Origin of the sequence: Streptomyces sp. 3MP-14, from assembly GCF_006334905.2 — a bacterium.
In the GTDB taxonomy this organism is placed as follows: Bacteria; Actinomycetota; Actinomycetes; order Streptomycetales; family Streptomycetaceae; genus Streptomyces; species Streptomyces triticirhizae.
In genome coordinates, this window is record NZ_VDLZ02000001.1 from 431,960 (window position 1) to 458,540 (window position 26,581).

General features: G+C 73.3%; 23 protein-coding genes and 2 tRNA genes. 15 read left to right on the plus strand and 10 right to left on the minus strand.

Annotation, left to right across the window (positions count from 1 at the left end; all coding sequences use genetic code 11):
- Positions 1 to 165: 165 nt before the first annotated feature.
- From FH609_RS01815 to FH609_RS01825, 3 genes are all read right to left on the minus strand, one after another.
- Positions 166 to 879, minus strand: coding sequence for an SDR family oxidoreductase (locus FH609_RS01815; protein WP_139665580.1), 714 nt, complete (start codon positions 877 to 879; stop codon positions 166 to 168).
- Positions 880 to 1,219: 340 nt separating this feature from the next.
- Positions 1,220 to 1,864: a hypothetical protein gene (locus tag FH609_RS01820; RefSeq protein WP_139665579.1), complete on the minus strand. Its 645-nt coding sequence runs from the start codon at positions 1,862 to 1,864 to the stop codon at positions 1,220 to 1,222.
- Between the two features lie 206 nt (positions 1,865 to 2,070).
- Positions 2,071 to 3,531: an NB-ARC domain-containing protein gene (locus FH609_RS01825; protein WP_226961316.1), complete on the minus strand. Its 1,461-nt coding sequence runs from the start codon at positions 3,529 to 3,531 to the stop codon at positions 2,071 to 2,073.
- A gap of 554 nt (positions 3,532 to 4,085) precedes the next feature.
- Here FH609_RS01825 and FH609_RS01830 point away from each other — a divergent pair.
- The 7 genes from FH609_RS01830 (at position 4,086) to FH609_RS01860 (ending at position 11,989) form a co-directional block, all read left to right on the plus strand.
- Positions 4,086 to 5,345: an endonuclease/exonuclease/phosphatase family protein gene (locus FH609_RS01830; protein WP_139665578.1), complete on the plus strand. Its 1,260-nt coding sequence runs from the start codon at positions 4,086 to 4,088 to the stop codon at positions 5,343 to 5,345.
- Positions 5,342 to 6,718: an ABC transporter substrate-binding protein gene (locus FH609_RS01835; protein ID WP_139665577.1), complete on the plus strand. Its 1,377-nt coding sequence runs from the start codon at positions 5,342 to 5,344 to the stop codon at positions 6,716 to 6,718. Before FH609_RS01830 ends, FH609_RS01835 begins: the two co-directional genes overlap by 4 nt.
- 109 nt (positions 6,719 to 6,827) lie before the next feature.
- Positions 6,828 to 7,937, plus strand: coding sequence for an NAD-dependent epimerase/dehydratase family protein (locus FH609_RS01840; RefSeq protein ID WP_226961317.1), 1,110 nt, complete (start codon positions 6,828 to 6,830; stop codon positions 7,935 to 7,937).
- Positions 7,915 to 8,898, plus strand: a complete 984-nt coding sequence (locus FH609_RS01845; protein WP_139665576.1) for a lysylphosphatidylglycerol synthase domain-containing protein — start codon at positions 7,915 to 7,917, stop codon at positions 8,896 to 8,898. Before FH609_RS01840 ends, FH609_RS01845 begins: the two co-directional genes overlap by 23 nt.
- A complete protein-coding gene (locus FH609_RS01850) occupies positions 8,895 to 10,094 on the plus strand; it encodes a glycosyltransferase family 4 protein (protein WP_139665575.1) in 1,200 nt (399 codons plus the stop codon). Before FH609_RS01845 ends, FH609_RS01850 begins: the two co-directional genes overlap by 4 nt.
- Positions 10,091 to 10,999, plus strand: coding sequence for a decaprenyl-phosphate phosphoribosyltransferase (locus tag FH609_RS01855; RefSeq protein WP_226961318.1), 909 nt, complete (start codon positions 10,091 to 10,093; stop codon positions 10,997 to 10,999). Before FH609_RS01850 ends, FH609_RS01855 begins: the two co-directional genes overlap by 4 nt.
- 195 nt (positions 11,000 to 11,194) lie before the next feature.
- Positions 11,195 to 11,989: an SAM-dependent methyltransferase gene (locus FH609_RS01860; RefSeq protein ID WP_139665574.1), complete on the plus strand. Its 795-nt coding sequence runs from the start codon at positions 11,195 to 11,197 to the stop codon at positions 11,987 to 11,989.
- A 37-nt stretch (positions 11,990 to 12,026) separates the two neighbouring features.
- On the opposite strand, the gene FH609_RS01865 is transcribed toward FH609_RS01860, so the two are convergent.
- The 5 genes from FH609_RS01865 to FH609_RS01885 all read right to left on the minus strand — a co-directional run bounded on the left by FH609_RS01865 (position 12,027) and on the right by FH609_RS01885 (position 17,920).
- Positions 12,027 to 13,529 carry an FGGY-family carbohydrate kinase gene (locus tag FH609_RS01865; protein ID WP_139665573.1) on the minus strand — a complete coding sequence of 501 codons (1,503 nt, stop codon included), beginning with the start codon at positions 13,527 to 13,529 and terminating at the stop codon, positions 12,027 to 12,029.
- A gap of 80 nt (positions 13,530 to 13,609) precedes the next feature.
- Positions 13,610 to 14,431, minus strand: coding sequence for a carbohydrate ABC transporter permease (locus FH609_RS01870; protein ID WP_139665572.1), 822 nt, complete (start codon positions 14,429 to 14,431; stop codon positions 13,610 to 13,612).
- Entirely contained in the window at positions 14,421 to 15,383 is a 963-nt protein-coding gene (locus tag FH609_RS01875; RefSeq protein WP_139665571.1) for a carbohydrate ABC transporter permease, read from the minus strand. The genes FH609_RS01870 and FH609_RS01875 overlap by 11 nt, the downstream gene beginning before the upstream one ends.
- Positions 15,380 to 16,762: an ABC transporter substrate-binding protein gene (locus tag FH609_RS01880; RefSeq protein ID WP_139665570.1), complete on the minus strand. Its 1,383-nt coding sequence runs from the start codon at positions 16,760 to 16,762 to the stop codon at positions 15,380 to 15,382. The genes FH609_RS01875 and FH609_RS01880 overlap by 4 nt, the downstream gene beginning before the upstream one ends.
- A 42-nt stretch (positions 16,763 to 16,804) precedes the next feature.
- Complete coding sequence (locus FH609_RS01885; RefSeq protein ID WP_139665569.1) at positions 16,805 to 17,920, minus strand: glycoside hydrolase family 172 protein; 1,116 nt, start codon at positions 17,918 to 17,920, stop codon at positions 16,805 to 16,807.
- A gap of 240 nt (positions 17,921 to 18,160) precedes the next feature.
- Between FH609_RS01885 and FH609_RS01890 the strand changes: the two genes are divergently transcribed.
- The gene (locus tag FH609_RS01890) at positions 18,161 to 19,213 is read left to right on the plus strand and encodes a LacI family DNA-binding transcriptional regulator (protein ID WP_139665568.1); all 1,053 of its coding nucleotides are present in this window, start codon (positions 18,161 to 18,163) and stop codon (positions 19,211 to 19,213) included.
- Between the two features lie 83 nt (positions 19,214 to 19,296).
- Here FH609_RS01890 and FH609_RS01895 read toward each other — a convergent pair.
- Both FH609_RS01895 and FH609_RS01900 read right to left on the minus strand, forming a co-directional pair.
- Positions 19,297 to 19,370 (minus strand) — tRNA-Ile (locus FH609_RS01895).
- Positions 19,371 to 19,558: 188 nt separating this feature from the next.
- Positions 19,559 to 19,631: transfer RNA gene (locus tag FH609_RS01900), tRNA-Asn, on the minus strand.
- Positions 19,632 to 19,798: 167 nt separating this feature from the next.
- Between FH609_RS01900 and FH609_RS01905 the strand changes: the two genes are divergently transcribed.
- From FH609_RS01905 to FH609_RS01935, 7 genes are all read left to right on the plus strand, one after another.
- Positions 19,799 to 20,101 carry a YtxH domain-containing protein gene (locus FH609_RS01905; protein ID WP_139665567.1) on the plus strand — a complete coding sequence of 101 codons (303 nt, stop codon included), beginning with the start codon at positions 19,799 to 19,801 and terminating at the stop codon, positions 20,099 to 20,101.
- 205 nt (positions 20,102 to 20,306) lie between these two features.
- Complete coding sequence (locus FH609_RS01910; RefSeq protein ID WP_139665566.1) at positions 20,307 to 21,077, plus strand: IclR family transcriptional regulator; 771 nt, start codon at positions 20,307 to 20,309, stop codon at positions 21,075 to 21,077.
- A 94-nt stretch (positions 21,078 to 21,171) separates the two neighbouring features.
- Positions 21,172 to 22,026 carry an SMP-30/gluconolactonase/LRE family protein gene (locus FH609_RS01915; RefSeq protein WP_139665565.1) on the plus strand — a complete coding sequence of 285 codons (855 nt, stop codon included), beginning with the start codon at positions 21,172 to 21,174 and terminating at the stop codon, positions 22,024 to 22,026.
- A gap of 163 nt (positions 22,027 to 22,189) precedes the next feature.
- Positions 22,190 to 23,215 carry an NADP-dependent oxidoreductase gene (locus tag FH609_RS01920; protein WP_139665886.1) on the plus strand — a complete coding sequence of 342 codons (1,026 nt, stop codon included), beginning with the start codon at positions 22,190 to 22,192 and terminating at the stop codon, positions 23,213 to 23,215.
- A 187-nt stretch (positions 23,216 to 23,402) separates the two neighbouring features.
- The gene (locus FH609_RS01925) at positions 23,403 to 24,743 is read left to right on the plus strand and encodes an extracellular solute-binding protein (protein WP_139665564.1); all 1,341 of its coding nucleotides are present in this window, start codon (positions 23,403 to 23,405) and stop codon (positions 24,741 to 24,743) included.
- Positions 24,740 to 25,687: a carbohydrate ABC transporter permease gene (locus tag FH609_RS01930; RefSeq protein ID WP_139665563.1), complete on the plus strand. Its 948-nt coding sequence runs from the start codon at positions 24,740 to 24,742 to the stop codon at positions 25,685 to 25,687. The genes FH609_RS01925 and FH609_RS01930 overlap by 4 nt, the downstream gene beginning before the upstream one ends.
- Positions 25,684 to 26,535, plus strand: coding sequence for a carbohydrate ABC transporter permease (locus FH609_RS01935; protein WP_139665562.1), 852 nt, complete (start codon positions 25,684 to 25,686; stop codon positions 26,533 to 26,535). Before FH609_RS01930 ends, FH609_RS01935 begins: the two co-directional genes overlap by 4 nt.
- Positions 26,536 to 26,581 lie beyond the last annotated feature (46 nt).

Sequence of the window (26,581 nt, forward strand, 5' to 3'; positions counted from 1 at the left end):
AGCCCGCCCCAACTCCCCCCGAGGGGAGGGCCAGACGGTTACTCTCCGATGCCATATCGTAGCGGCGCCCACTGACAACGCCCCGGGGCGCCGGCCAAAGCCGCCCAGCCTCCCGGCCGCCCGGTGCCCGACCCCGCCACCAACAGGGACGCCGCAGGGGCCCGTTCAGTTCGGCTGACCCACGGGCCGCACGGTGACCGTGTTCACGTCCACGCCGGCCGGCTGCCCCAGGGCCCACACCACCGAGTCCGCCACCTCGTCCGCGCTGAGCAGCCGCCCGTCCGGCAACTCGCCCAGCCCGTCCCAGAACGGCGTCTCGGTGCGGCCCGGCGCGATCAGCGTGACCCCGATCCCGTCCCCCGTCACCATGCGCCGGGTGTTCTCGGCGAGCCCGGTGACGGCCCACTTGGTCGCCCCGTACAGGTTCCCCGGGACATGGATCGTCCCGGCGACGCTGCCGACGAACACGATCCGCCCGGCGGTCTCCCGCAGCGCCGCCACGGCGGCCCGCACCAGCAGCGCCGGGCCCAGGACATTGGTCAGCACCATCTCCCGCCACCCCTCCGGGTCGCCCTCGGTGACCGTGTCGTGGCTGGCGAACCCGGCGTTGGCCACCGCGTGGTCCAGCCGCCCGAACCGTTGGACCGTCGCCGCCACCGCGTCCCGCACCGTCGGCCAGTTGGCGGCGTCGCCGGGGATGGTCAACAGCCGTTCGGGGGAGTCCACTTCCTCGGCGAGGGCGTCAAGGCGCGCCGTGCCGCGCCCGGTCACGGCCACGCGCCCCCCGGCGGCGACCAGCCGCCGCGTGACGGCGGCCCCGATGCCGCTGCCGCCGCCGGTGATCAGGGTGACCGGGGACGCTTCTTCGCGGGCGGTCATGGTGGCACCTCCTGGCGCGGCGCTCGGCCGCGATCGCTTGACGGACCGCCGCAGTGCACCAGTTGAAGCGCTCTCGATGTCAAGTCGCTCCCGATGCCACGGCCGGCCCGGTCACCGCGCTCCGCCGGGAACCGCGCGGCGCACCGGCGGCGTCCTCACGACAACGGGCTGACGCGGAACGTGCGGGTGCGTACGGGGGTGCGTGCGGGATGATCGGTAACGGCGGTTGGCGGATGGTGTGCGGCACGGGGGCCGCCGTGCTGTTGGTCGCGCTCGGCGCCCTGGTCCGGGAGGCCGAGGCCCACCCGGCTCCCGCCACGCGGGACGGGCACCGGGCGGCTCAGCGCAGCTCCCAGGAACAGCCCGTGGTCTCGAAGTACTCGCCCTCGTTGACCGTCACCCGACTCGGGCCCTCAGGCAGCCCGTTGGCGATGATCGCGTCGAACTCGCCGCTGGAGTCGGCGTTCCGCGACCAGTAACAGACGGAGAACACCTCGTCGCCCGGCCCCTCGGTGAAGTACTCCCCGGCGGCGATGTCCACGCCCACCAGATAGGTCCCGTCGCGGAACGACGTCACCGGCCCGCCCTCGTCCACGGCCGGTTCCTCCGTGATGTCCGCCTCCGTCTCTTCCGTTTCTTCCGTCTCTTCCGTCTCCCCCGACGCCTCCGACGCCTCGTCGGCCGGCTCGGCCTCGACGGCCTCCTCCTCGGCCTCCTCCTCGGTCCCCGCACTCGCCGCCGGCTCCGGTTCGGCGCCCGGCGCCGCCCGGTCGGCCGCCGCCCCGCCCGGCTCGTTCCCGGCGGGTTCGTCGCCCGCCCCGCCGATCGCAGCGCCGATGATCAGGCACGCGACGCCGACGCCCACGTGGCTGAGCACGGCCCGCGTCCGCCTCGGTCGACTCGGCGGCATCGGCGGCCGGGGCCCGGTCGGGTTGTGCGGACCGTTCCAGACGGACGGGGCCGGCTGCTGTTCCGGATGGGTCATGGTGTCCCCCTCTGGGTGAAAGGCCAACGGTGTGGGGGGACTTGAGATGATGAGGGCACCCGGGTGAAAAAGCTCCACGCTTGCGGCCGTTGGTTGTGTTTCCGTGACAACGCGCCCGCGCCGCCCGGTGCCGGGCGGCGGGGATGCGTCGGTCGGCCTCGGCAACCGAACGGGCCACCCGAGCCGGGGAGTCGGGGAGCCGGGGGCTACCCGGCCGCCGTCGGCGTGCGGTAGAGCCAGGCGGACAGCCGTTCGCGCGCCTCGGCACGGGCGTCGGCCGGGTCCTCCAGCTCGGCGAGCTGCCGCGCGTACTGGCGCAGCAGGTCGTGGAAGCGGTACTGGCCGGGCGCGTGTTCGTCCAGCAGGTGCGCCTCGGTGAGCGAGCGCAGCAGCCCGCGCGCGGTGGCCGGTGTGGTGCCGCTGATGGCCGCCACGGCGTCCACCGTGATGTCCCGGCTCGGCACGAGCCCGAGGAGCCGGAACACCCGCCGGGTCACCGCGTCGAGCTTCCGGTAGGAGAGGTCGAAGATCGAACTGACGGTGCGTCGTTCGTCGTTGAGGGAGAGCGCGGCCAGCCCGTGTCCGCGCAGCTCGGCCACGTAGTCAGCGAGGGGGCGCCAGGGCTCGTCGGCGAGCTGGGTGGCGGCGATCCGCAGGGCCAGCGGCAGGCCGGCGCAGGCGCTGATCAACGCCTGGGTCTGCTCGGGCGCCGCGGCCACCCGCCGGGTGCCGAGCAGCCGGGCCAGCAGCCTGCGGGCGTCATCGGCCGGCAGGACGCCCAGCCTGATCCGGTGCGCGCCCTCCCAGATGAGCAGTCCTGAGAGCCGCCGGCGACTGGTCACCAGGGTCAGGCCGTGCGGCGTGCCGGGTAACAGCGGCCGCACCTGCTCGGCGGACGCGGCGTTGTCGAGCAGGAGTAGCACCTTCCGGTCGGCCAGCAGGGACCGGTAGCGCGCCGCCGCCTCCTCCTCGGTCGCCGGCGCGCGCCACGCCTCGTCGCCGAGGCTGCGCGTCAGGCGTGCCAGCGCCTCGATCGGCCGCAGCGCCGGGGCGCGCGAGTGGCCGCGCAGATCGAGGTGGAGATGGCCGTCGGCGTAGCGTTCGGCCACCTGGTGGGCGTAGCGGAGCGCGAAGCTGGTCTTGCCGATGCCGGGCGCCCCGGTGACCACCACCAGGCCGACGCCGTCGGCCCCGGTCGTGACCCGGTCGAGCGCGCGCAGCTCGGCCTCCCGGCCGGTGAACGCGCCGGGCACCGAGGGGAGTTGACTGGGCAGCGCCGTTCCGGGAGCGGCCCGGCCGGCTGGCGGCGACGGGCGGCCGGGTCTGGCGCCGAGGGCGGGGGAGGGGAGGAGGCCGGCGGGGGGTGTCCGGTCGAGGAGCGCGATCCGGCGGTGCGAGGCCAGCCAGGCGTCGACGCCTCCCGGCGAGCAGCCGCAGGCGCGCACGAACGCCGCCACCAGCTCGGCCCGTGGCAGGGTCGGCCGTCTCAGCATGTCCGCCACGGTGCTGCGCGGCAGGGACTCGCCGCAGCGGGAGGCGCGCTCCGCCAACTGCCGGAAGGTGAGGCGCGAGGCGGACTTGAGTTTCCCGAGGGCGTGGACGAACTCGCCAACGGTGGTGATCTGCTGCGGGCAGGGCATGTCGGGGTGCGATCGGAAGCGCTGCATGTATCTCCCCTCAACGAGCGATCCACGCAAGCCTGACCCATTGCACGGGCGATGAATCATGGGATGCATATCACCTTCCATGGCGCTCCCTTCGAGGGGCGGGCGGACCGTCGGTGCCCGAATGTCCCCCAGTTCGGCCCGGACCGGTTGGGACGGTTCCTCATGGGGAGTTCGCGGAATTTCGATGCCATGTGGCATGAAAGCGGCCTCAGATGAACGAAATTGGTCGGACTCCCCGTGAAGAGTGACGCAGTCCGGTGCGTTCCGCTGTCCGGTCCGAAAGCGCCGGACGGACCGGACGGGCATCCGGACAGGCCGCCGACGACGCCGGAAAAGGCACCGGAGAAGACGTCGTAAAGGACGCCGAAAAGGGCGCCGGAAAAGGACGGACAGGCCGTCCGGGACAACCGCCCGCCCTTGCCGGCCACACCCGGTCACCGCAAACTCCTGGTTCACGCCATGTCGCAGTTACGAAAGCGAAGAGCAACCGCCGAGGTCCGCTCCCGCGCCGCTCGGGAACCGGTCCGTTCAGCGCCCCCGAGGAGAACCGCTTCGTGACCACCACCGCCGACACCCGCACCGAGGGGCCCGAGCCCGAGCCGGCCCCCAAGTCCGAGGCCGTACCCGAGACGGAGGCCGTCCCCGAGCCCGAGCCGGCCCCCAAGTCCGAGGCCGTCCCCGAGACGGAGGCCGTCCCCGAGACCGCGCCCGTCCCCGAGGACGCCCCGCCACGATCGCGCCCGCTCCTGGTGCGCGTCGTCGCCACGGCGGCGCTGGCCTGGATGGTTTTCGCCCTGGCCCACAACCTGCTGACCGGGAACTTCTGGCTCTGGGTCATCCCCGGGACGCTGCCGCCGATCACCTTCCTCGCCGTTCCCCTCCTGCTGCTCGCCGCCGGCGTGTTCCTGCGCGGCTGGCGGCCGCTGGTCCTGGGGCGGGCCGCCATCGCCCTGGTGGTCGGCCTGCCCTGGTCCGGCATCAACCTCGCCGCGCTCGACGGGCCCGACTGGTCGGCCGGCCCCGGGCCGACCGTGCGGGTGGTGACCCTCAACACCGACTACTGGGCCCAGAACCGCGACGGGATCTGGACCGACCGCCGCGACCGGGGCGCGCTCTTCGCCTACCTCAGGTCCCTCGACGCGGACGTCTACCTGCTCCAGGAGCACATGCGGCGCGTCGACGAGACGCCCGTGCCGATCACCGAAGTCGCCGACGTGCGGGAGGCGTTCCCCGAGTACGAGGCGGTCGCCGACGGCACCCTGCTCACCCTGTCGCGGCTGCCGGTCGCCGGGCGGGACGTCGTGCACTCCCGCGACGAGCCGGCGCTCGCCTTCCCCGCGCCCTACGGGCTGCGCGTGGACCTCGCGGTCGGGGGCGAGGTGGTCTCCACCTACAACGTGCACATGCCCGTCCAGCTGATGATGGAGGAGAACCCGCTGACGCCGGACTTCTACCGCGAGATCAGGGAGCGCGGCCAACGCCGGGCCGAGGAGTACCGGGCGCTCGCCGAGGCGGTCGAGGACAACCCCAGGCCGCTGCTCGTCGCCGGCGACTTCAACACCAGCCCCGCCATGGGCGACAACCGCGCGCTGCTCGACGTCACCACCGACGCCGTCGCCAGCACCGGCCTGCTCCACCCGACGAGTTGGCGGGTCGGCGGCGGCGTCCCGCGGCTGTGGCGCAACGACTGGGCGCTCGTCGCCGGCGGACTCGGCGTCCGGAACTACGAGTTCCTCGACCCGCGCGGCAACTCCGACCACACCGCGCAGCTGCTCGAACTGACCGTGCCGACCGCACCGGAGGAAGACCGTTGAACACCACGCCCCGTGGGGTGACCCTGGTCGTCGCCCTCACCGCCGCCGTGGCGCTGGCCGCCGGCTGCTCGTCCGCCCCCGCCGCCGAGGAGGCGGCCCCCGACCCCGAGGCCACCGAAGCCGCCGCAGGCGAAGGAGACCCCTGCGCCGCCTACGCCGCCTACCAGGGCCACGAGGGCAGCACCGTCAGCCTGTTCAGCCCGGTCCGGGGCGCCGAGGCGGAGCGGTTCCAGGAGTCCTGGGCGACGTTCACCGAGTGCACCGGCATCCGGCTCGCCTACGAGGGCAGCGACGACTTCGAGACCCGGATCGGCGAGCTGGTCGCCGAGGACAACCCGCCGGACGTGGCCCTCGTGCCCCAGCCCGGCCTGGTCCGCGCCCTCGCCGAGCAGGGCGTGCTGGCGCCCGCCGCCGGCGACGTGGCGACGGCCGCCCGCGCCCACTTCTCGCCGAGCTGGCTGGCCTACGGAACCGTCGCCGACGAGCTGTACGCCACGCCGCTGGACGCCACCGTCAAGGGCTTCGTCTGGTATGACGCCGCCCTGTTCCGGGAGCACGGCTGGAGCGTCCCGCGCACCTGGGACGAACTGACCGAGCTGAGCGCCGAGATCGCCGCCACCGGCACGACCCCCTGGTGCGTCGGCATCGAGTCCGGGGTCGCGACCGGCTGGCCGGCGACCGACTGGATCGAGGACGTGCTGCTGCGCGCCGAGGGGCCCGAGGTCTACGACGCCTGGGTCGAGCACGCCATCCCGTTCGACGACCCGCGCGTCGTGGCGGCGGCCGAGCGGGCCGGCGCGATCCTCCGCGACCCGGACCTCGCCGGGGACGGCGCCGGCGGCGACGCCGCCGCGATCGCCGAGACGCCGTACCAGGTGGCCGGCCAACGCCTGTTGGAGGGCGGCTGCGCGCTGTACAACCAGGCGTCGTCGTTCGCGACCCACTGGCCTTCGGGCACCGACATCGGCGCGGACGGCGACGTGGCGGCCTTCCCGCTGCCGCCGATCGACGCCGGGGCGGCGCCCGCCACGGTGGTCGGCGGGCACTTCGTCGTCGGCCTCGCCGACCGCCCGGAGGTCGAGGCGGTGCGGGCCTACCTGGCCGGCCCCGAGTTCGCCAACAGCCGTGCCGAACTGGGGAGTTGGGTCTCGCCCAACGGCGGACTCGACGCCGACCGCATCCCGGGCGAGGCCGAGCGACTGGCCGCCGAGCTGCTGCAACACCCGGAAGCCGTCGTCAGGTTCGACGGCTCCGACCTCATGCCGTCCGCCGTGGGCACCGGGTCGTTCTGGTCCGGCATGACCGACTGGCTCCTCGGCGCGGACACCGAGGACGTGTTGCGCGCGATCGAGACCGGCTGGCCGGCGGAGTGAGCGGCCGGACGAACCCCACGGCCGGCGCCGGCGACCGGTGCCCGGCGGCCGAGGGGCACGGGCGGGTCCGCCACCCCGGCGGGCGACCACGACCAGGGCGGAGGCAGCGGTGAGTGGACGACAGGCAGGCGAACCGACGCGCGACGACGAGCGGCGAACCCCGCTCACGGTCACGGTCACCGGGGCCGCCGGAATGCTCGGCCGGCACCTGGTCGAACGGCTGGTGGCCGACGGCGACTCCGTCGTCGCCCTGGACGTGGCCCCCGAGGTGCACGACCTGGCGCCCGCCGGGGCGCCGGGCCCCCGGCCGCGCACGGTGCGGGCCGACGTGCGGGACGCCGCCGCCGTGCGCGCGGCCGTGGCCGGCGCCGACGTCGTGGTCCACGCGGCGGCCGCGCTGCCCAGCTACCCGGCCGCCGAGATCGTCGACGTCGACGTGCGCGGCACCGAGTCGGTGCTGGCGGCGGCCCGTTCGGCCGGCGTGCCGCGCGTGGTGCACGTCTCCTCGACGGCGGTCTACGGCCTGCCGGAGCACGTACCGACCCCGGAGACCGCCGACTTCGGGCCCGTCGACCCCTACAGCCGGGCCAAGATCGAGGCCGAGCTGGCCTGCCGCGCGGCCCGCGCCGAGGGCCTGACGGTGCCGGTGCTGCGGCCCAAGACCTTCCTCGGCCCGCAGCGCCTCGGCCTCTTCGCCATGCTCTTCCAGTGGGCCGACGAGGGCCGGCACTTCCCGCTCCTCGACGGCGGGCGGGTGCGCACCCAGATGCTCGACGTCGAGGACCTGGTGGCCGCGACCTGCGCCGCCGTGCGCGGCCCGGCGAAGCGGGTGAACACCGACGTCAACATCGCCGCGACCGAGTTCGGCACCCTCGCCGAGGACTTCCAGGCGGTCCTCGACGAGGCCGGCTACGGCCGCCGCATCCGCTCCGTGCCGGCGGCGCCGGCGCTGCCGCTGCTGCGCCTGCTGGACTCCACCGGGCTCTCGCCCGTGTACGGCCGGCTGTTGGCCAAGCTGCGTCGCGACTCCTATGTGACGACCGACCGGGCCGCCGCCGTGCTGGGCTTCCGGCCCCGCTGGTCCAACCGCGCGTCGATCCTGCGCACCTACCGCTGGTGGCGGGAGAACCAGGCGGCCCTGGCCGCCACCCCCGCCGGGCGCACCCACCGCTCACCCTGGCGGGAGGGGGCCCTCCGTGTCGCGAAGCTGGCGTTCTGACCGGGCGGCCCGCCCCGCCCGCCGGCCGGCGCGTGCGGTCTGGACCGCCCTGGCGCTGGTGGCCGTGCTGGCCGGGCTGGTCGCCTGGCTGGTCGGCAACGGCGCCGAGACGTTCGACGCCGCCCGCTCCCTGCACCCCGTGCCGCTGGCCGCCGCGCTGCTGGCGACCTCGGCCGGCGCGGTGGTCGCCGCGCTGGCCTGGCGGGCCGCGCTGAGCGGGACCGGGGCCCAACTGCCGCTGCGCGCCTGCCTGCGGGTGTGCCTGGTGGGCCAGCTCGGCAAGTACCTGCCGGGCTCGCTGTGGCCCGCGATGGTGCAGGCCGAACTGGCGGGGCGGCGGGGCGTTCCCCGGCTGCTGGTCGTCACCGCCTTCACCGTCAGCCTGGGGGCGTCGCTCAGCGCAGGCGCGCTGGTCGGCACGGTCGCCGTGCTCGGCGGCGGCTGGGCCAGCGGCCCCTGGCCCACCGCGCTGGTCGCGGCGCTCGCCGCCGCGTTCCTCGCCGTGCTGGCCAGGCCCCGGCTGATCACCCACGGGCTGGGCCGGCTGCTGGCCCGGGTCACCGGCGGCCCGGCGGAGCGGGTGCGGCCCGGCGCGGTCCGTGCCTGCCTGCTGCTGTCGGTACTCGGCTGGGTCGTCACCGGGCTGCACGTGTGGTTCCTCGCGCTGGCGCTGGGCGCGCCCGCGCTGGCGGCCCTGGCGCCCGCCGTCGGCGGGCTGGCCCTGGCGACCGTCGTCGGCAGCCTCGTCGTCATCGCGCCCGGCGGCCTCGGCGCCCGGGAGGCCGTGCTCGTCGGCGTGCTGGCCACCCTGCTGCCGCTGCCGGCCGCCGGCGTGGTCGCCGCCGCCAGCCGGCTGCTCACCCTCTTCGGCGAGTGCCTGGTCGCCCTCGCGGCCACCCTCGCCGACCGGCGCGCACCCCAGCGGGCCGGCGTTCCCGTCCCGGAAGGAGCAGGACCGTGAACGACGCGCGAACGGAAGACCCGCGCTACGACGTCTGCATCGCCCTCAACTACTACGCGCCCTACGTCAGCGGGCTCACCGAGGTGGCCCGGGTGCTCGCCGAGGGGCTGGCCGCGCGCGGCCGGTCCGTCGCTGTCGTCACCTCCCGCCACGACCGCTCCCTGCCGCGCCGCGAACGGATCGCGGGCGTCGAGGTGTTCCGCGCCCCCGTCCTCGCCCAGGTCGGCCGGGGCGTGGTCGCCCCCGGCTTCCCGAGGCTGGTCGCCCAAGTCGCCCGCCGCTCCCGCGTGCTCAACCTGCACCTGCCGATGCTGGAGGCGGCCTGGATCGCGGCCCGCTGCGGGAACGTCCCCGTGGTGAGCACCTACCACATCGACGTCTGGGTGCCCCGCACGCTGACCACCCCGCTCCAGGTGGCGGCCGTCAACCGCTCGGCCCGGCGCGCGCTCGCCCGCTCGACGGCCGTGGTCGTCAACAGCGAGGACCAGGCCAGATATTCGTCGCAGTGGCCGGTGATCCGCGGCCGCCCGTGGCAGGCGATCTCCGCGCCCTGCGTGCACCGCGAGGACGGCCGGCCCGTCCACCGCTCGTCCGACGGGCTGCACGTCGGGTTCCTGGGCCGCATCGTCGAGGACAAGGGCATCCCGTACCTGGTGCGCGCCTTCCGCCGGCACGCCGCGCCCCAGGACCGGCTGCTCATCGGCGGCGACCATCAGGACGTGCGCGGCCGGAGCGCCGTCGCCGAGGTGCGGGCAGCCATCGGCGACGACCAACGGATCACCCTGCTGGGCTTCCTGAAGGGCCGGCAGATCGCCGACTTCTACGCCTCGATCGACGTCTTCGCGCTGCCCTCGGTGGCCGAGTCCTTCGGCATCGTGCAGGCCGAGGCCATGATGGCCGGCGTTCCCTGCGTCACCTCCGACCTGCCGGGCGGCCGGTACCCCGTGGTGGCCACCGGCTTCGGCCGGCTCGCGCCGCCCCGCGACCCGGACGCGATCTGGCGGGCGGTCGAGGAGCTGCGCGACCTGCCCGCCGAACAGCGGGCCGTGCACGCCAAGGAGGCGCGCGACCGCTTCGGCGTCGCCGCCTGCCTGGACGCCTACCAGGAACTCTTCGACCGGGCCGCCTCCGGCGTGCCCCTCGGGCACCGACCCGCGTCCCCGCCCGGAAGCCGACCGAACGGGGAGGCCGCGTGAGCGCGACGACCCAGACCGGCGCGCCCGCCCGCCCCGGCACCACCGCCATGGGGCTGCTCCGCGCGATGCGCCCGCGCCAGTGGACGAAGAACGTCCTGGTGCTCGCCGCGCCGTTCGCCGCCGGCGCGCTGCTGGACGGCGGCACCGGACCGCGCCTGGCGATCGCGTTCGCGGCGTTCTCCCTGGCCGCCTCCGGGATCTACCTCGTCAACGACGCCAGGGACGTCGAGGCCGACCGGGCGCACCCCACCAAGCGGGAGCGGCCGATAGCGGCCGGCGTCGTGCCGGTCCAACTGGCGCTCGCCGTCGCCGGGGTGCTGCTGTCCGGGGCGGTGGCGCTGGCCGCGCTGGCCCGCTGGGAGCTGGCGGCGCTGCTCGGCGCCTATGTGGTGATCCAGCTCGCGTACTGCCTCTGGCTCAAGCACCAGCCGGTCTTCGACATCTGCTGCGTCTCCGCCGGCTTCCTGTTACGCGCCATCGCCGGGGGAGTGGCCACCGGCATCGCGCTCTCGCCGTGGTTCCTGCTGGTCGCCGGCTTCGGGTCGCTGTTCATGGTGACCGGCAAGCGCTACGCCGAGCGGATGCTCGCCGAGCGCACCCACACCGGGTTCCGCCGGTCGCTGGAGGCGTACTCGGCCTCCTACCTGCGGTTCGTGTGGGCGCTCTCGGCCACGGTGCTCGTCACCACCTACAGCATGTGGGCGTTCGAGATCCGGGAGGCCGAGAACAGCGCGGTGTGGCCGCTGCTGTCGATCGCCCCGTTCGTCATGGCGGTGCTGCGCTATGCCATGGAGGTCGACCGGGGGCGGGCCGGCGAACCCGAGGAGGTCGTCCTGGGCGACCGGGTGTTGCAGACGCTGGCCGTGGTCTGGATCGGCACGCTCGGCGTGGTCGGGTACGGCTGACCCGACGCCAACGGCCGGGCCCGGGCGACCGGTTGGGGAACGGCGGCCCGTCCGGCGCCCGGCCGGCCGCCTCGGCCGGCGGCGCCCCGTCGCCGTGCGGATGAGCGAACTCCGGGCGCATAATCGTCACTTGGCCCGCGCGGCAGAAGCGCCGGCGGGCCGGCAGTGCGCAGCAGTCGTCAGGAAGAGCAGCACGTGAACGAGAACACCGGTGACGCCATCGACACCACGGTGCCGCACTCCGCGCGGATCTGGAACTACTGGTTGGGCGGGCGCGACAACTACGAGGTGGACCGGGTGGCGGGGGACGCGTTCCGGGACCGCTTTCCCGGCATCACCGTCGGCGCGCGGGCCGCGCGGTACTTCCTCGCCCGCGCGGTGCGGCACCTGGCGGAGGAGCGCGACGTGCGGCAGTTCCTCGACATCGGGACGGGGCTGCCCAGCGTGGACAACACCCACGAGATCGCCCAACGCGCCAACCCCCGGGCCCGCACCCTCTACGTGGACAAGGACCCGCTGGTCATCGCCCACGCGCGGGCGCTGCTGACCAGCGCGCCGCAGGGCACGACCCGCTACCTGCTGGCCGACATCCGGGAACCCGAGACCATCCTGGAACGCGCCGCCGAGCACCTGGACCTCACCCGCCCCGTCGCGCTGATGCTGATGGGCATCCTCGGGCACATCGAGGACCTCGACGAGGCCAGGTCCATCGCCCGCCGCCTGGTCGCCGGCCTGCCGTCCGGGAGCTATCTGGTGCACTACGACAGCACCAGCACCAGCGAGGACTATGTGGCGGCCATCGCCGGGTACAACGCGCAGGCCCCGGTGCCGTACATCCTGCGCGACCCGGAGGAGCTGCGGCCGTTCTACGACGGACTCGAACTGCTGGAGCCGGGGTTGATCTCCTGCTCCCGCTGGCGGCCCGACACCCTGGCCCTCGGCCTGCCGGAGGAGGTCCACCAGTACGGCGCGGTCGCCCGCAAGCCCTGACCACGGCATCCCCGCCGGCCCGGTGCCCGGCCGGCGGTCAGCCCCGGTCCTCGGCCACGGCCGCCCGCTGCTCGGCCGCCAGGGCGTGCGCGGCCTCGCGGGTGGCGGGGTAGAGGTCGCGGTAGAGCGCGTAGAACCGGTCGTAGCGGGCGGTGACCGCCGGGTCGGGGGTCACGGTCTGCTCGACCGGGTTCCACGCCGGCAGGTCCCCGGCCGCCGCCAGCCCGGTGCCCACGGCGGCGAGGAACGCGTCCCCGTACGGCGCGCCGATCGTGTGGCGCGGCACGTCCTGCGCCCGGCCCGTGACATCCGAGACGATCCGCGTCCACAGCTCCCGCGCGCCGCCGCCGACCGCCACCAGCCGCCCCAACTCCCCGCCGGAGGCGGCCATCACCTCCAGGTTGTGCCGCACCCCGAACGCCGTGGCCTCCAGCGCCGCCCGGTACAGATGGCCCCGGCCGTGGCGCAGCGTCAGCCCCAGCACCAGGCCCCGGGCGTCCGGGTCGAGGAGCGGGGTCCGTTCGCCGGCGAAGTACGGCAGCATCACCAGCCCCTCCGCGCCCGGCCCGATCGCCGCCGCCTCCTCGACGAGGGTGTCGAACGCCGCGCCCGTCAGGTCCCGCAGCCAGCCGGTGACCGCGCCCGAGGTGGCCATCCCGCCGGCCAGGCAGGAGGTGCCGGGGAAGACGCCCCGCGTCGTCCACAGGTGGGGCGTGGGCCGGGGCCCGGTGACGACGTTCACCAGGAACATCGTCGAGCCGTACATCAGCATCAGGTCGCCGGGCCGGCTGACGCCGGCGGCCGTGGCCTCGGCCCAGGCGTCAACGGTGCCCGCCACCACGGGAGTTCCGGCCCGCAGCCCGGTCGTTGCCGCCGCCTCCCGCGTGACCTCGCCGGCGACCTCGGCCGGCCACCGCAGTTCGGGCCACTCCAGGCCGGGGGCGATCTCCTCGCACCAGTCCTCGATCCAGGCGCCCGCCGCCGGGTCGTAGAGCGGCGTTGACTGGCTGGCGGAGTGGTGGTCCAGCACATACGCCCCGGTCAGCCGCCGCACCAGGAACGATGTCGCCATGTACCAGCGGCGGGTGGCCGCCCACACCGCCGGCTCCTCCTCCCGCACCCAGGCCAGCTTCGGCCCGACGGCCTGGCTGGTGAGCCGCGAGCCGCAGCGCGCCAGCACGGCCGCCTCGCCGAAGCGGGCGTGCTGGGCGTCGATCTGCCGCCCGGCGCGGGTGTCCACGCCGTAGAGGATCGCCGGCCGCAGCGGGTTGTCCTCGGCGTCCGCCGGCAGCAGGCACGGGCCGATGCCGCTGACCCCGACGCCGGCGATCTCCTCGCCGCCGGCGCGGGCCGTCAACTCCCCGCTCAACGCGAGGAAATCGGCCCACCACACGTCCAGGGCGTCGTGCTCCACCCAGCCCGGGCGCGGCGTCGCGGTGCGGTGCTCACGGGCGGCCGTGGCCACCAACTCCCCGCCGGGCCGCACCAGCACGCCCTTGGCGCCCGAGGTGCCGATGTCGATGCCGAGCAGCAGGGTCACGCGGGGCTCCTTCACGGCGGCCGGCTTCACGGGTCCCCAGTGTGCCGCGCGCGCCCCGCGTCCGGCAGGCGACGGGTCCGTCAGGACTTGAGCCCCGACGTCTTGATGGACTCGACGATCTGGCGCTGGAAGGCGAAGAAGAGCGCCAGCATGGGGAGCGCCGCGACGGTGGCGGCGGCCAGGATGTAGTTCCAACTGGAGGCGTACTGCGTCTGGAAGGACGCGATGCCCAGCTGCACCACCGTCAGCTCCTCGCTGCTGGTGGCCACCAACGGCCAGACGAACGCGTTCCAGTTGGCGAGGAAGAAGAACACGGTCAGCGCCGCCAGGATCGGCCGCGACATGGGCAGCACGATGCTCCAGTAGATCCGCCAGTGGCCGGCCCCGTCGACGATCGCGGCCTCCTCGATCTCCCGGGGGAAGGCCAGGTAGAACTGGCGCAGCAGGAAGATGCCGAAGGCGTTGAAGATCGCCGGGATGATCAGCCCCGCGTAGCTGTCCAGCAGGCCCAGCTCGCGGGCCACCAGGAAGAGCGGGATCAGCACCACGGGCGCGGAGACCAGCAGGGTGGCGAAGATCGACAGGAAGATCGCTTCCCGGCCGGGGAACCGCAGGCGGGCCAGCGCGTAGGCCGCCATGGAGTGGAACAGCAGCGCCGCCACGGTGATCACGGCGGAGACGAAGAAGCTGTTCCACAGGTAGCGGGCGAACGGCACCTCGGTGAAGACGTAGACGAAGTTGTCGAAGGTGACCTCGCGGGGGATCAGCCGCCCGTCGGTGACGGTGTCGCGCGGCTTGAGCGAGGAGGTCGCCATCCACAGCACGGGGAAGACGCTCGCCGCCGACAGCACGATCGCCAGGGCGGTCAGCGCGGGTCGTCGCATCCGGTTCTCAGCCGTCATGGTCGAACCTCCCGCCGCGCGTGACCGCGAAGATCACCGCGGAGAACGCGACCATGACCAGCACGAGGAACGAGCCCATGGCCGAGGCGTAACCGTACTCGCCGAAGCCGAACGCCTGTTGGTAGATGTAGAAGATCGCCAGCGAGGTGCCGTTGGCCGGCCCGCCGTTGGTGAGCACAAAGATCAGGTCGAGGCCGCCGGTGATGGCCGCGACGGTGGACATCAGCAGCACGAAGAAGCTGGTGGGGCGGAGCAGCGGCCAGGTGATGTGGCGGAACGTCGACCACGGGCCCGAGCCGTCGATCCGGGCCGCCTCGTAGTACTCGGTGGGGATGTCCTGGAGCCCCGCCAGGAAAATGATCATGTAGTAGCCCATCATCACCCAGACCATGACGGCGATGACGGAGAGCAGGGCGAAGTCGGGGTCGCCCAGCCAGGACTCGCCCTCCAGGCCGACGGTCCGCAGCGCGCGGTTCACGACGCCCACCTGCTCGTCCAACATGAACTTCCACAGCAGGCCGACCACGACGAGGCTGATCACATACGGCAGGAACAGCGCCGCCCGGTAGACCGCCATGCCCGGCAGCCGCTGCTTCACCAGCAGACCCAGGCCCAGGCTCACCCCGAACAACACCGGGACCAGCACCACCACATACAGCCCGGTGATCCGCATCGACTCCCAGAACAGCGGGTCGTTCATCATCCGCTCGTAGTTGCCGAGCCCGACCCACGTGTAGGAACCGAAGCCGCTGACCTGGAAGAAGCCCAGCGCGATCGACAGCACCATCGGGACGCCGACGAAGACCAACAGCCCCAGCACGTCCGGCGCGAGGAACAGCCCGGCCGCCACCCACTCGCGGTGCCGCCTGCTCAACGCGCGCCGCCCCCGACGGCGCGGCGCCCCTTTCCCGGGGGCGGCCGTCCGCTCCTCGGGCGCGATCACCCCGGTCATAGGAGACTCGCCCCCTCGTAGCTCCTGACATAGGCGTCGATGGAGGCCGCCGCCCGCTCCGCCTCGCCGGCCACGTCCCGGCCGGCGAGCATGGCGCCCTGGATGGCGTCGGAGACGGCCTTGTAGACCACCGGCGGATAGCGCGGTTCGGGCCGCCCGCCGGGAAGGATCTCGTCCTTGAACTTCCGCATCGCCCACAGGTCGTAGCCGCCGGCCGCCTCGCCCCGCTCCAGCACCGTGTCGCGCGGCGCGATGTCCGACTTGGCGCCGACGCACCACTCGACCATCCGGTCGATGCAGCGCTCGTCCATCGTGCCCAGCGCCCAGGCACAGAACTCGGCGGCCGTCTCGGGGTCGCGCCCCTGGGCGTTGGCGCAGAACGCCCAGCCGCCCATGGCCGTGGTGTACGTGCCGCCGTCCGGCACCGGCAGCCGGAAGATCCCGTACTCGAAGTCCGGGGCGTAGGCGCGGAAGCTGGAGACCTCCCAGATGCCGGACTGCCACATCGCGACGTGGTCGCCACGGAAGGCGCTGATCACGTCGCCGGCCGCCGGCAGGGTGCGCGGCGCGATGCCGAACTCGACGGCGTCCTGCCACAGTTGGAGCGCCGCGCGGGTGGCGCGCGAGTTCACCGTCACCGAGCCGTCCTCGCCGAGGATCTCGCCGCCGCCCTGCCACATCCACGGGTACCAGGTGAAGTTCTGGTAGTAGCCGGGCTCGGTGTCGAAGACCATCCCCGCGCGGGTGTCGCCGCGCAACCGGTCGCCGACGTCGAGCAGTTGGTCCCAGGTGGTGGGGATGTCCCCCTCGGAGAGCCCGGCCCGCTCGAAGGCGGCGACCGAGTAGTAGACGGCGAGCGGCTCGACCTCCATCGGCAGCGCGTGGACCCGGCCGTCCACGGTGCGGGTGTCCAGCGCGATCCCGAAGTCCGCGATGGCCTCCCGCTCCAGGTACGGCGTGAGGTCCGCCAGGACGCCCCCGTTGTAGTAGCGCAGGAAGTCGCCGGGCGAGAGCAGGAAGATGTCGGGGCCCGCCTCGGCGGCGAACGCGGACGGCAGCTTGAAGCCGTCCGTGTAGGTGGTGCCGGGGACGAAGACCAGCTCGACGCGCCGGTCGTGGGTGGCGTTCCACTCCGCCACCAGGTCGACGAACCACCGGGCCTGCCGCCGCACGGCCGGGTCGTCGGTGTTCTGCGGCGCGTAGAAGTTCCAGAAGGTCAGCGCCGAGCCGCTGCCGCCGGCCGTGCCGCACCCCGTGAGCAGCGCCGGGGTCGCGGCGGCCGTGGCCGCGCCCGCCGCCCGCGCGAGGAAGCCCCGGCGCGAACTGCCGCGGCCCGGCGGCCGGGTGGGGCGCGCGACGTCGTTGTCGTGCTGGAGCATGGTCCGTGCTCCCGTCCTTGGAGTCGGATGTGGGGGCCGTCTTCAGTCCACTTCGAGCGCGAGCAGGGTGGGCGCGGCCGGCCGGGGTCCCGGGGCGCTCGGCGCGTCCAGGTAGAACAGCGCGGTCGACGCGATGTCGTCGCTGGTCGGCCGGTAGCGGTGGGGCAGCCCGTTGTGGTGGCCGGGGCCGATGCCCAGGCTCTGCACGGTCACCCGCAGGTCCTCGGCGAACCGCACCGGGTCGGGGATGTGCCAGCGGTACATCCCGAACCGCTGCTGGCTGGCGTACAGCCCGTCGGGGCGCAGGATCTGGTTCAGCCCCAGGTAGGGCGTGGAGTAGGCGGTGTAGCCCTGCCCGGGGACGTCGAAGTTCCAGGCGCCGCCGAAGTAGTCCTCCGTGCCCGTGCCACAGATGGTGGGGAACTCCTCGTCGCCGTCCAGGTAGAACTTGACTTCTCCCTCGCCCCACCAGCCCGGGCTGTTGACGCCCCAGGCGAGGTAGGTCCCCACGTAGTGCCCGGCGCCGCGCACCCCCGGCAGCAGCGTGTGCACCTCCCCCTCGGGCACCGGACGGCTGCGCCGCCACACCGCGTGGAACCAGGACGCCTCGTCCTCACCCGGCGCTTCGTCCGCCTCCGTCAGCTCGTAGTCGATCTGGTAGTAGAGGGTCACGGTCTCGGCCGACAGGTTCTCCAACGTGACGCGGGCCGCCGCGCGGAACGGCATCGGCCAGTAGGCGTTGAACCCGCCGTTGGGGTTGGCGGCCACCGGCACGGACGACACCTGGCTGAAGGCGTTCCAGCCGTTGCAGAAGAAGTCGCCCAGCGGCACCTCGACGGCCGGGCTCTCCTCGCCCTCCCAGTACATCCGCAACAGCGTGCCGCGCCACGCCCGGTGCGGGGACGTGGTGCACCACAGGTGCGTGATGGTGCCCGGGCCCTCGACGTCCGCCAGGGTGGCGGTCTCGCCCGGCGCGATCTCGATGCTGGGGGAGACCTTCCAGCCGCGCCCCAGCAGGCTCGCCGCGCGGGCGCCCGTTCCCTCCGTGGCCATGCCGCCGGCCCCCTTGGCGCCGGTGACGTTCTCGGCGCTGAGGGAACGGGTCACCGCCCGGCGCCGGCGGGCCAGTCCTTCGAGTCCAACTCCCAGGTACGTCATCGTCTTTCAGGTCACCCCTCGGGCCGGTAGCGGAGAAACGGGAACCCCCGGTGCGTGAAATCGATTTCAAAGATGGGGAAGCGTAATCCCGCAGTGAGAGAACGGGTTGTATGGGGCTGCGCGTCGAGATTTCCCGAGGTTCGCCCGACCTCGCTTGAAATCCATTTCACGCGAACATAGGGTCGCCCTACAGCGGTGTCAAGAGCCCGGTCGGCGAACCGGGGTGGGGATGCGGAGCGCATGACGACCATCACGGACGTGGCCCGGGCCGCCGGCGTCTCGCCGGCCACCGTCTCCCGGGTCTTCAACGGCGGCCGGGTCACCCCCGAGCGCGCCGCCCGGGTCAGGCGCGCGGCGGCCGAGCTGGGTTTCGAGCCCAACCGCGTGGCCCAGTCGCTGCGCAAGCAGCGCGGCAGTGTGATCGGGCTGCTGATCCCCGACATCGAGAACCCGTTCTTCACCTCGCTGGCCCGGGGCGTCGAGGACGCGGCCCAACAGACCGGTCTGTCCGTGGTGTTGTGCAACACCGACGAGAACGTCGACAAGGAGCGCCGCTACCTCGGCATAGCGCTGGCCGAGCAGATGGCCGGCGTCATCGTCGCCGCCGCCTCCCGCGTCGGGACCGACCTCTCCCCGTTGGCCGCCCGGGGGATGCCGGTGGTGGCCGTGGACCGCAGGCCCAAGGGGGCGTCCGTGGATGCCGTGTTGGTGGACAACCAGCACGGCGGCGAGGCCGCGACCGAGCACCTGCTGCGCTCCCGCTACCGACGCGTCGCCTGCGTCACCGGCCCCGAGGGCGCCTCCACCTCGGAGGAGCGGCTGGCCGGCTACCGCGCCGCGATCCGCGACGCGTTGGCCGACGGCACCCTGCCGTCCGACGGGCCCGACGACCTGCTGACCGCCTATGTCCGGCACGCCGACTTCCGCGTGGGCGGCGGCCGTTCCGCGATGGCTGACCTGCTTGCCATGGAACGGCCGCCGGACGCCGCCTTCGTCGCCAACAACCTGATGACGGTCGGCGCCTTGGAGGCACTGCGCGCGGCCGGGCGCACGCCCCCCGGGTTCGGGGTGCTCTCCTTCGGTGGCGTGCCCTGGGCCGGGCTGGTGCGGCCGAGCCTCACCACCGTCGAACTCCCGTCCTACGAGCTGGGGTTCACTGCGGCGACCCTCCTCCAGGAGCGCATCGCCGGCTCCGCCAAGCCGCTCCAGACGGTGGTCCTGCGCACCGGGCTGAGCGTCCGTGACTCCACCGCAGGGCCAGGCGCACGCCTCCCGGCCGCCGCCCTGGAGTGAGCCGGGCGGCCCGTCGGCCCGCGCGGCCGGCGGTTCGGCGCGCCGGGGGCGTGTCCTCGCGCGGGCTTCGCGCTGCGAGAAGGTGGGGCAGGTGGGACTCGAACCCACGGCCGACGGATTATGAGTCCGTTGCTCTAACCGGCTGAGCTACTGCCCCTTCTCGGCGTGCCGCGCACATCTGTGCGCGCCGTCTGCCGCAGCATAGCTGCTCATACGATCTGCCGCCCGGGCCGGCCCGGGCGTACGCAGGCAGGGACACCGGGCACGGGGTGATCGGTTCCCGGGGTTCGGGGAGAGATGCCGCGGATACGACGAAGGGCCCCGAACGGGGCCCTTGGAGTGATGCTCCCCCGACTGGACTCGAACCAGTAACCTGCCGGTTAACAGCCGGCTGCTCTGCCAATTGAGCTACAGGGGACTGCTCCGCTCGGAGTCGGCCACCACCGGGGCGGAGGCGACACCGCGCTGCGGGCCATACATTAGCGCATGTGAGGGGGTGCTTCGAAATCCGTATCCGAGCCACCCGCTTATGGAGGGCCCGGCGGGTCAGGAGAAGATCAACGGAAGCGAGAAGAGGAGCATCCCATGCGCAAGCTGGTGTTCATCGCGGGAGTGGCGGTCGGGTACGTCCTGGGTGCCAGGGCCGGGCGTGAGCGTTACGAGCAACTGGCGGCGGCGGCCGAGCGGTTGCGGACCAACCCCGCCGTGCGGAACAGCGTCGACTCCGCCGCGCACGCCGGGCGGCAGGCTGCCGCCAAGGCGGCCGAGGTGGTCGCCGACCGGGCCGGGGACCGCCTCCCCGAGGGCGTCGCCGGGCGGCTGCGGGCGGTGAGCGGCGGGCGCGAGGCCGCCGACGCCTCGCTCGCCGACGACTGGGGCACCCGCTGACCGGCCGCTGAACCGGCCGGCCCCGTCGCCTCCGCCTCGGGTCCGGTCGGTGGGGAGGGCGTCCGGGAGTCCCGGACATCGGGTGGGCATTGCCGAGAGTCGCGCCGATGGCTAGCGTGGTGTTCGGCATGTCGTCGCATGGTCGGGATGCCGAACAGCGCGAACATGGTGGAGCAGGACCGGTGCGGTCGGGGAGGCAACGGGCATGGGGAGACGGGTACCGGCGGTCAGCCGGGCACTGGACATACTGGAACTCTTTCTCGAAGGTGACGGAACGCTGTCCGCGCCCGAGATCACCCGCCGTCTCCAACTCCCGCGCACCACGGTGCACGAGCTGGTGACCACGCTGGCGGCGCGCTCCTATCTGGTGCCGGTGGCCGAGCAGCCGGGCCGCTACCGGCTGGGGGTCCGCACCTACCAGCTCGGCAGCCGGTACGCGGAGCAGCTGGACCTGGCCGCCGAGGGGCAGCAGGTCGCCCGCTCGGTCGCCGAGACCTGCGGGGAGACGGTCCATGTCGCGGTGCTGGAGGGCACCGACGTGATCTACATCGCCAAGGTCGACAGCACCCACGCCGTGCGGATGGTCTCGGCCGCTGGCCGGCGGCTGCCGGCGCACTGCACCGCCGTCGGGAAGATGCTGCTGGCCTCGCTCTCCGCCGAGGAGCTGGACGCGCGGCTGCCCGAGGGCGAGCTGCCGGCCATGACGCCCAACTCGATCACGGACGTGGCGACCCTGCGCAGGGCCCTGGCCGAGATCGCCGAGCGCGGGGTCGCGACCGAGAGCCAGGAGTCCAACGCCGACGTGACCTGCGTGGCCGCGCCGGTGCGCGACCGCTCGGGCCGGGTGGTCGCGGCGCTGAGCGTCTCGGTCCCGATGATCCGCTGGAGCGAGGCGCGGCAGCGGGAGCTGACCGAGCTGGCCCGGGAGGGCGCGGGGCGGCTCTCCGAACGGCTGGGCCACCACCGGGCCGGCTGACGGCACCTTCCGGCGGCGCGCGAACACCGTGCGCGCGCCGGCACGGGGCGCTTCGGCACAGTACGCGAACAGCAGGCGGGGAAGGGGAGTCGCCGTGGCACACGGCTGGGAGATCGCGGTTCGAGCACGGGCCGAGCTGGGGGAGGGGCCGACCTGGGACCCCGCCGCCGAGCGGCTGCTGTGGGTGGACATCCTCTCCGCCCGCGTCCACTCGTTCGATCCGGCCACGGGCCGCCGGGTGGTGCTGCCCACCGAGCAGCACGTGGGCGCGGCCAAGCCCCGGCGGGGCGGCGGCCTGGTGGTCAACCTCCGCGACGGGGTGGGGGTGTACGAAGCGGACGGCGCGTTCCGTTGGCTGCACCGCGAGGCGGTGCCGGGCCGGCGGGGCAATGACGCGGCCGTCGCGCCCGACGGCTCGCTGTGGGCCGGCTCCATGCGGTACGACGAGCGGCCGGGCGGCGGCTCCCTGATCCGGGTCGCGCCGGACGGCGCGGTGACGACCGTGCTGCCCGAGGTGACGGTCAGCAACGGGCTCGGCTGGAGCCCGGACGGCGGCACGCTCTACTACATCGACACCCCGACGCGTCGCATCGACGCCTGCGCGGTCGCCGAGGACGGCTCGATCGCCGAGCGGCGGGTGCTGGTGGACACCGGGCGGCTGTCGGGCTTCCCCGACGGGATGACGGTGGACGCGGACGGCTGCCTGTGGGTGGCGTTCTGGGACGGCGGCGCGGTGCGGCGGTTCACCCCCGAGGGGGCGCTGGACCGGACCGTGGAGCTGCCGGCCACCAGGACCACCGCGTGCGCGTTCGGCGGGCCCGGGCTGACCGACCTGTATGTGAGCACCGCGCGGATCGGCATCCAGCCGGAGGCCGAGCCGCTGGCCGGCTCGCTGCTGGTGCTGCCCGGCATCGGCCGGGGGCTGCCGCAGCCGGCGTTCGCCGGCTGAATCCGGCTGAACCTGGCTGAACTCAGCCCGTTCGAGGGGGAGTTGGCGCGCACCGGAATGCGCGGGGGGCGGGCGCTCGTTGCCCCGGGGGCCGTAACCGCGCCGGCGCGCGCGGCGCGGTCACCGCGAACAACGACGTCTCAGGAGGCGGTTCCCCATGGCCCTGCCCAGCACCCTGCCCACCACCGGCCGCGCGTGGCATCTGGTCGCGCGCCCGACAGGCTGGCCGACCGACGCGAACTTCGCCCTGCGCACCGCGCCGGTCAGCGAGCCGGGCGCGGGGGAGATCCTGGTGCGCAACCGGTATCTCTCCGTCGACCCCTATATGCGCGGCCGGATGAACGCCGGCAGGTCCTATGTCGCGCCCTTCGAACTCGACGAGCCGATGCTCGGGGACGCGCTGGGCGAGGTGGTGGCCTCGCGGGCCGACGGCGTCGCGGTCGGCGACCTGGTGGTGCACCAGCTGGGCTGGCGGGAGTTCGCGACCCTGCCGGCCGCCGACGCCGCTGTGGTGCCCCGGGACCTCGGCGTGCCCGACACGGCGTTCCTCGGCGTGCTCGGGATGACCGGGCTCACCGCCTATGTGGGGATGAAGGACATCGCCCGGGTCAGGGAGGGGGATGTCGTCTTCGTCTCGGGCGCCGCCGGCGCGGTGGGCGGCCCGGCCGGGCAGCTCGCCAGGCTGCTGGGGGCGAGCCGGGTGATCGGCAGCGCGGGCGGGCCGGAGAAGGCGCGGCTGCTGACCGAGGAGTTCGGCTTCGACGCGGCCATCGACTACAAGGCGGCGCCCGTCGGCGAGCAGCTGGCGAAGGCCGCCCCCGAGGGGATCGACGTCTACTTCGACAATGTGGGCGGCGATCACCTGGAGGCCGCGCTGGACGCGCTCAACGTCTTCGGCCGGGTGGCCGTCTGCGGGCTGATCTCCTCCTACAACGCGACCGAGCCGGTGCCGGGGCCGCGCAACCTGGGCCTGGTGTTGGGCCGGCGGCTGCGGGTCGAGGGCTTTCTGGTGACGGATCACCAGGCGCGGCGTGCGGAGTTCCTGCGGCAGACGGCTGAGTGGGTGCGCTCCGGTCAACTGCGGTACCGGGAGACGGTGTTCGAGGGCATCGAGCGGGCGACGGAGGCGTTTCTCGCCATGATGCGCGGGGGCAATGTCGGGAAGATGCTGGTCGCCCTGGAGGGCTGACCACCCGCCGGTGGCGGGGCGCTTCGCCGCGCGGCGGGGCGCCCCGCCCGCTGACCTGTTGGTTTCTGGCGGAACTTCTAGAGTTTCTGCGGTTTTTGGTTCAAGCTGTTGACCGCCCTGCGGCGGGCTCATAGTTTGCGGTTCGGATATCCGGTCAACGTCCGACATTCCGAACGAGGGGTGAACTATGTCCCCAGGTTCCCTGTCGCCGCCAGGCTTCTCGCGGCGTCAACTCCTGCACGGCCTGGCCGGACTGGGGGGTCTCGCCGCGCTCGGTGGCACCTCGGCCTGTGGCTCGGCGGCCTCGCTGGGCGCCGCCGACAACCGGGTCCGGTTCTGGAACCCGTTCACCGGGGGCGACGGCGCCAACATGCGCGCCATGCTCGACGTCTTCCGGGACGAGCACCCGGGGATCGAGGTCCGCGACACCACGCTGGCCGCCGGCGAGCCCTACTACACCAAGCTGGCCATGGCCGGCTCCGGCGGCCGCGCCCCCGAGTTGGGCGTGCTCCACCTGGGACGCATCCCCGGCTTCGCGCCGGGGCGGCTGATCGACCCCATCGACGTGGACCTGCTGGCCGAGTTCGGGGTCCGCGAGGAGGACTTCAACCCCCGGCTCTGGCAGGGCGCGATGGTCGAGGGCCAGCTCTACGGGCTGCCGCTGGACATCCACGCGTTCGTCCACTTCTACAACCGGCCGGTGCTGGAGGGGATCGGGCTCCTCGACGCCGACCGCCGGCTGCTCCCGGTGGAGACCGTGGACGACTACCTCGGGATGCTGGACGCGGCCCGCGAGGTCTACGGCGACGGCCCGCTGGGCTGGAACGCGCTGGCGCCGGGCGAGTGTTGGTGGGCCTTCCTCTCCCTCTACTCCCAGACCGGCAGCACCATCATCGACGAGGACGCCACCGACATCACCCTGGACGACGCGGCGGCCGAGGAGGTCATCGCCTTCCTGGCGCGGCTGGTGGCCGACCGCTACACGATCCCCGGCCGGGACATCGTGGCCTTCCTGGTCAACGGCGGCCCGTTCGCCTGGTTCGGCAGCTGGCTGGTGGTGGACATGCTCAACGCCCAGGCCGACGTGGGAGTTCAGCGCTTCCCGACGTTCTTCGGCGACATCCCGGCCGGCCAGTCCGAGTCGCACACCCTGGTCCTGCCGCACCAGGAGGGTCGGGGCGGCGAGACCAACCGGGCCGCGCACCAGCTGATGGCCTGGCTGGTGAGCAACAGCCTGGAGTGGGCCAAGGCCAGCCATGTGCCGGCGTATCTGCCGGTGTTGGCGGAGCCGGAGTACCTGGAACTCCAGCCGCAGGTCGAGTACCGGGACGCCATGGACCAGGCGACGTTCGACCCGCCGGCCTGGTTCTCCGGGCCGGCCTCCAGCCTCCAGGAGGACGTCGGCAACGCGATATCCGCCGCCGCGATGGGCTTCGCCGACCCGGCCAGCGCCGTGCGCGACGTCCGCCGGGCCGTCGACCGGCTGCTCAACACCCCGAACCCGTGGGGCGAAGGGAGCACCGCATGACCGCCGTCGCCCCCGTCAGCCGGCCGGCCGAGGCCGCCGGCGCCCGCCCGGACGCGACCGAGCCGCGCGAGCCGAGCCGGCTCAGCCGGGTGCTCCAGCACGGCGGCTGGTTCGTCGCCCCGTTCCTGCTGCTCTACGGGATCTTCCTGATCTGGCCGCTGGTCTCCGGGCTCTGGTACAGCTTCACCGACACCAACCTGGCGGGCATCGACACCGACTTCATCGGCCTGGACAACTACCGCGAGGCGTTCCGCGACGGCGAGATGTGGGACGCGTTCGGCAACACCCTGAAGTTCACCGCGATGATCACCCCGATGGTGATCCTGACGGCCTTCCTGCTGGCGATGCTGGCGCACAACATCCGGCACGGGAAGTGGTTCTGGCGGCTCGCCTTCTTCGCGCCGTTCCTGCTGCCGTCCGCCGTCATGTCGGACCTGTGGAAGTGGCTCTACGAGCCGGACTTCGGGCTGCTGAACAACACGCTCAACCACCGGGTGCCCTGGCTGATCGAGGCCGACTGGGCCATGTTCTCGGTGGTGTTGGCGACGCTGTGGTGGACCGTCGGCTTCAGCTTCCTGCTCTATCTGGCCGCGCTCCAGTCCATCCCCGAACACCTCTACGAGGCCGCCGCGTTGGACGGCGCCGGGCCGCTGAAGCGGATGTGGCACATCACGGTGCCGATGGTCCGCAACATCACCGGCCTGCTGGTGATCCTCCAGATCCTGGCCTCGCTCCAGGTCTTCGACCAGATCTTCCTGATGACCAACGGCGGACCCAACGGCGAGACCACCCCCGTCGTGCAGTACGTCGTCCAACAGGGCTTCACCGGCTACCGGATCGGCTACGCCTCGGCCGTCTCCTACATCATCTTCGTGCTGATCGTCTCGGTGACGCTGCTGCGGCTGCTGCTGGCGCGCCGGAACCGTGAGGGGGCAACGCAGTGAGCGACCCGACCCTGACCGTCCGGCTGCGGCGCAACGCCGGACAGATCGTGCTGACCGCCGTCGCGAGCGCGCTCGCCGCGCTCTGGCTGGTGCCGCTGCTGTGGTCGCTGTCCACCTCGCTCAAGCCCGAGGGCGACACCCAGAAGCTGCCGCTGAAGTGGCTCCAGTCCAACATGACGCTGGACGCCTACCGCGACGTGCTGGGCGAGGGCGACATCATCACCTGGCTGCTGAACTCGGTGATCGTCTCGGTCGGCGTGACCTCGCTGGCCGTGGCGGTCTCGGCGCTGGCCGCCTACGGCTTCGCGCGCACCGACTTCCGCTACAAGCGGTTCTTCTTCGGCCTGGCGATGGCCGGCATCCTGGTGCCGGGAACGGTGATCACCGCGCCGCTCTTCGCCAACGTGCGGGCGATGGGCCTGGTGGACACCTACTGGGGCATCATCCTGCCGCAGCTCTCCGCGCCGGCGACGGTCTTCATCCTGTACAAGTTCTTCCAGGGCGTGCCCAGGGAGTTGGAGGAGGCGGCCCGGATCGACGGGGCCGGGCGGTGGCGGATCTTCCTCCAGATCGTGCTGCCGCTCTCCCGGCCGGTGCTCGCCGCCGTGTCGATCTTCACCTTCATCGGATCGTGGAACAACTTCATGTGGCCCTATCTGGTCACCACCGATCCGGACCTGGCCACGCTGCCGGTCGGACTGGCCACCGTGCAGTCCTCGTTCGGCGTGCGCTGGGCGCATGTGATGGCGGGCGCCCTGCTGGCCGCGCTTCCACTGCTGATCGTCTTCGTCTTCTTCCAGCGACAGATCGTCCGGGGCGTGGCGCACACCGGGATCGCCGGCCAGTGACGTTCCCGCGCTGAACGCGCGGCCGAGCCGGGTCGGAACGATCCCC

Coding starts and splice junctions, on each gene's coding strand:
- FH609_RS01910 (WP_139665566.1), top strand. CDS start 20,307: ATGGGGAGACGGGTACCGGCGGTCAGCCGGGCACTGGACATACTGGAA.
- FH609_RS01880 (WP_139665570.1), bottom strand. CDS start 16,762: ATGCTCCAGCACGACAACGACGTCGCGCGCCCCACCCGGCCGCCGGGC.
- FH609_RS01885 (WP_139665569.1), bottom strand. CDS start 17,920: ATGACGTACCTGGGAGTTGGACTCGAAGGACTGGCCCGCCGGCGCCGG.
- FH609_RS01825 (WP_226961316.1), bottom strand. CDS start 3,531: ATGCAGCGCTTCCGATCGCACCCCGACATGCCCTGCCCGCAGCAGATC.
- FH609_RS01890 (WP_139665568.1), top strand. CDS start 18,161: ATGACGACCATCACGGACGTGGCCCGGGCCGCCGGCGTCTCGCCGGCC.
- FH609_RS01930 (WP_139665563.1), top strand. CDS start 24,740: ATGACCGCCGTCGCCCCCGTCAGCCGGCCGGCCGAGGCCGCCGGCGCC.
- FH609_RS01870 (WP_139665572.1), bottom strand. CDS start 14,431: ATGACGGCTGAGAACCGGATGCGACGACCCGCGCTGACCGCCCTGGCG.
- FH609_RS01905 (WP_139665567.1), top strand. CDS start 19,799: ATGCGCAAGCTGGTGTTCATCGCGGGAGTGGCGGTCGGGTACGTCCTG.
- FH609_RS01925 (WP_139665564.1), top strand. CDS start 23,403: ATGTCCCCAGGTTCCCTGTCGCCGCCAGGCTTCTCGCGGCGTCAACTC.
- FH609_RS01815 (WP_139665580.1), bottom strand. CDS start 879: ATGACCGCCCGCGAAGAAGCGTCCCCGGTCACCCTGATCACCGGCGGC.
- FH609_RS01875 (WP_139665571.1), bottom strand. CDS start 15,383: ATGACCGGGGTGATCGCGCCCGAGGAGCGGACGGCCGCCCCCGGGAAA.
- FH609_RS01820 (WP_139665579.1), bottom strand. CDS start 1,864: ATGACCCATCCGGAACAGCAGCCGGCCCCGTCCGTCTGGAACGGTCCG.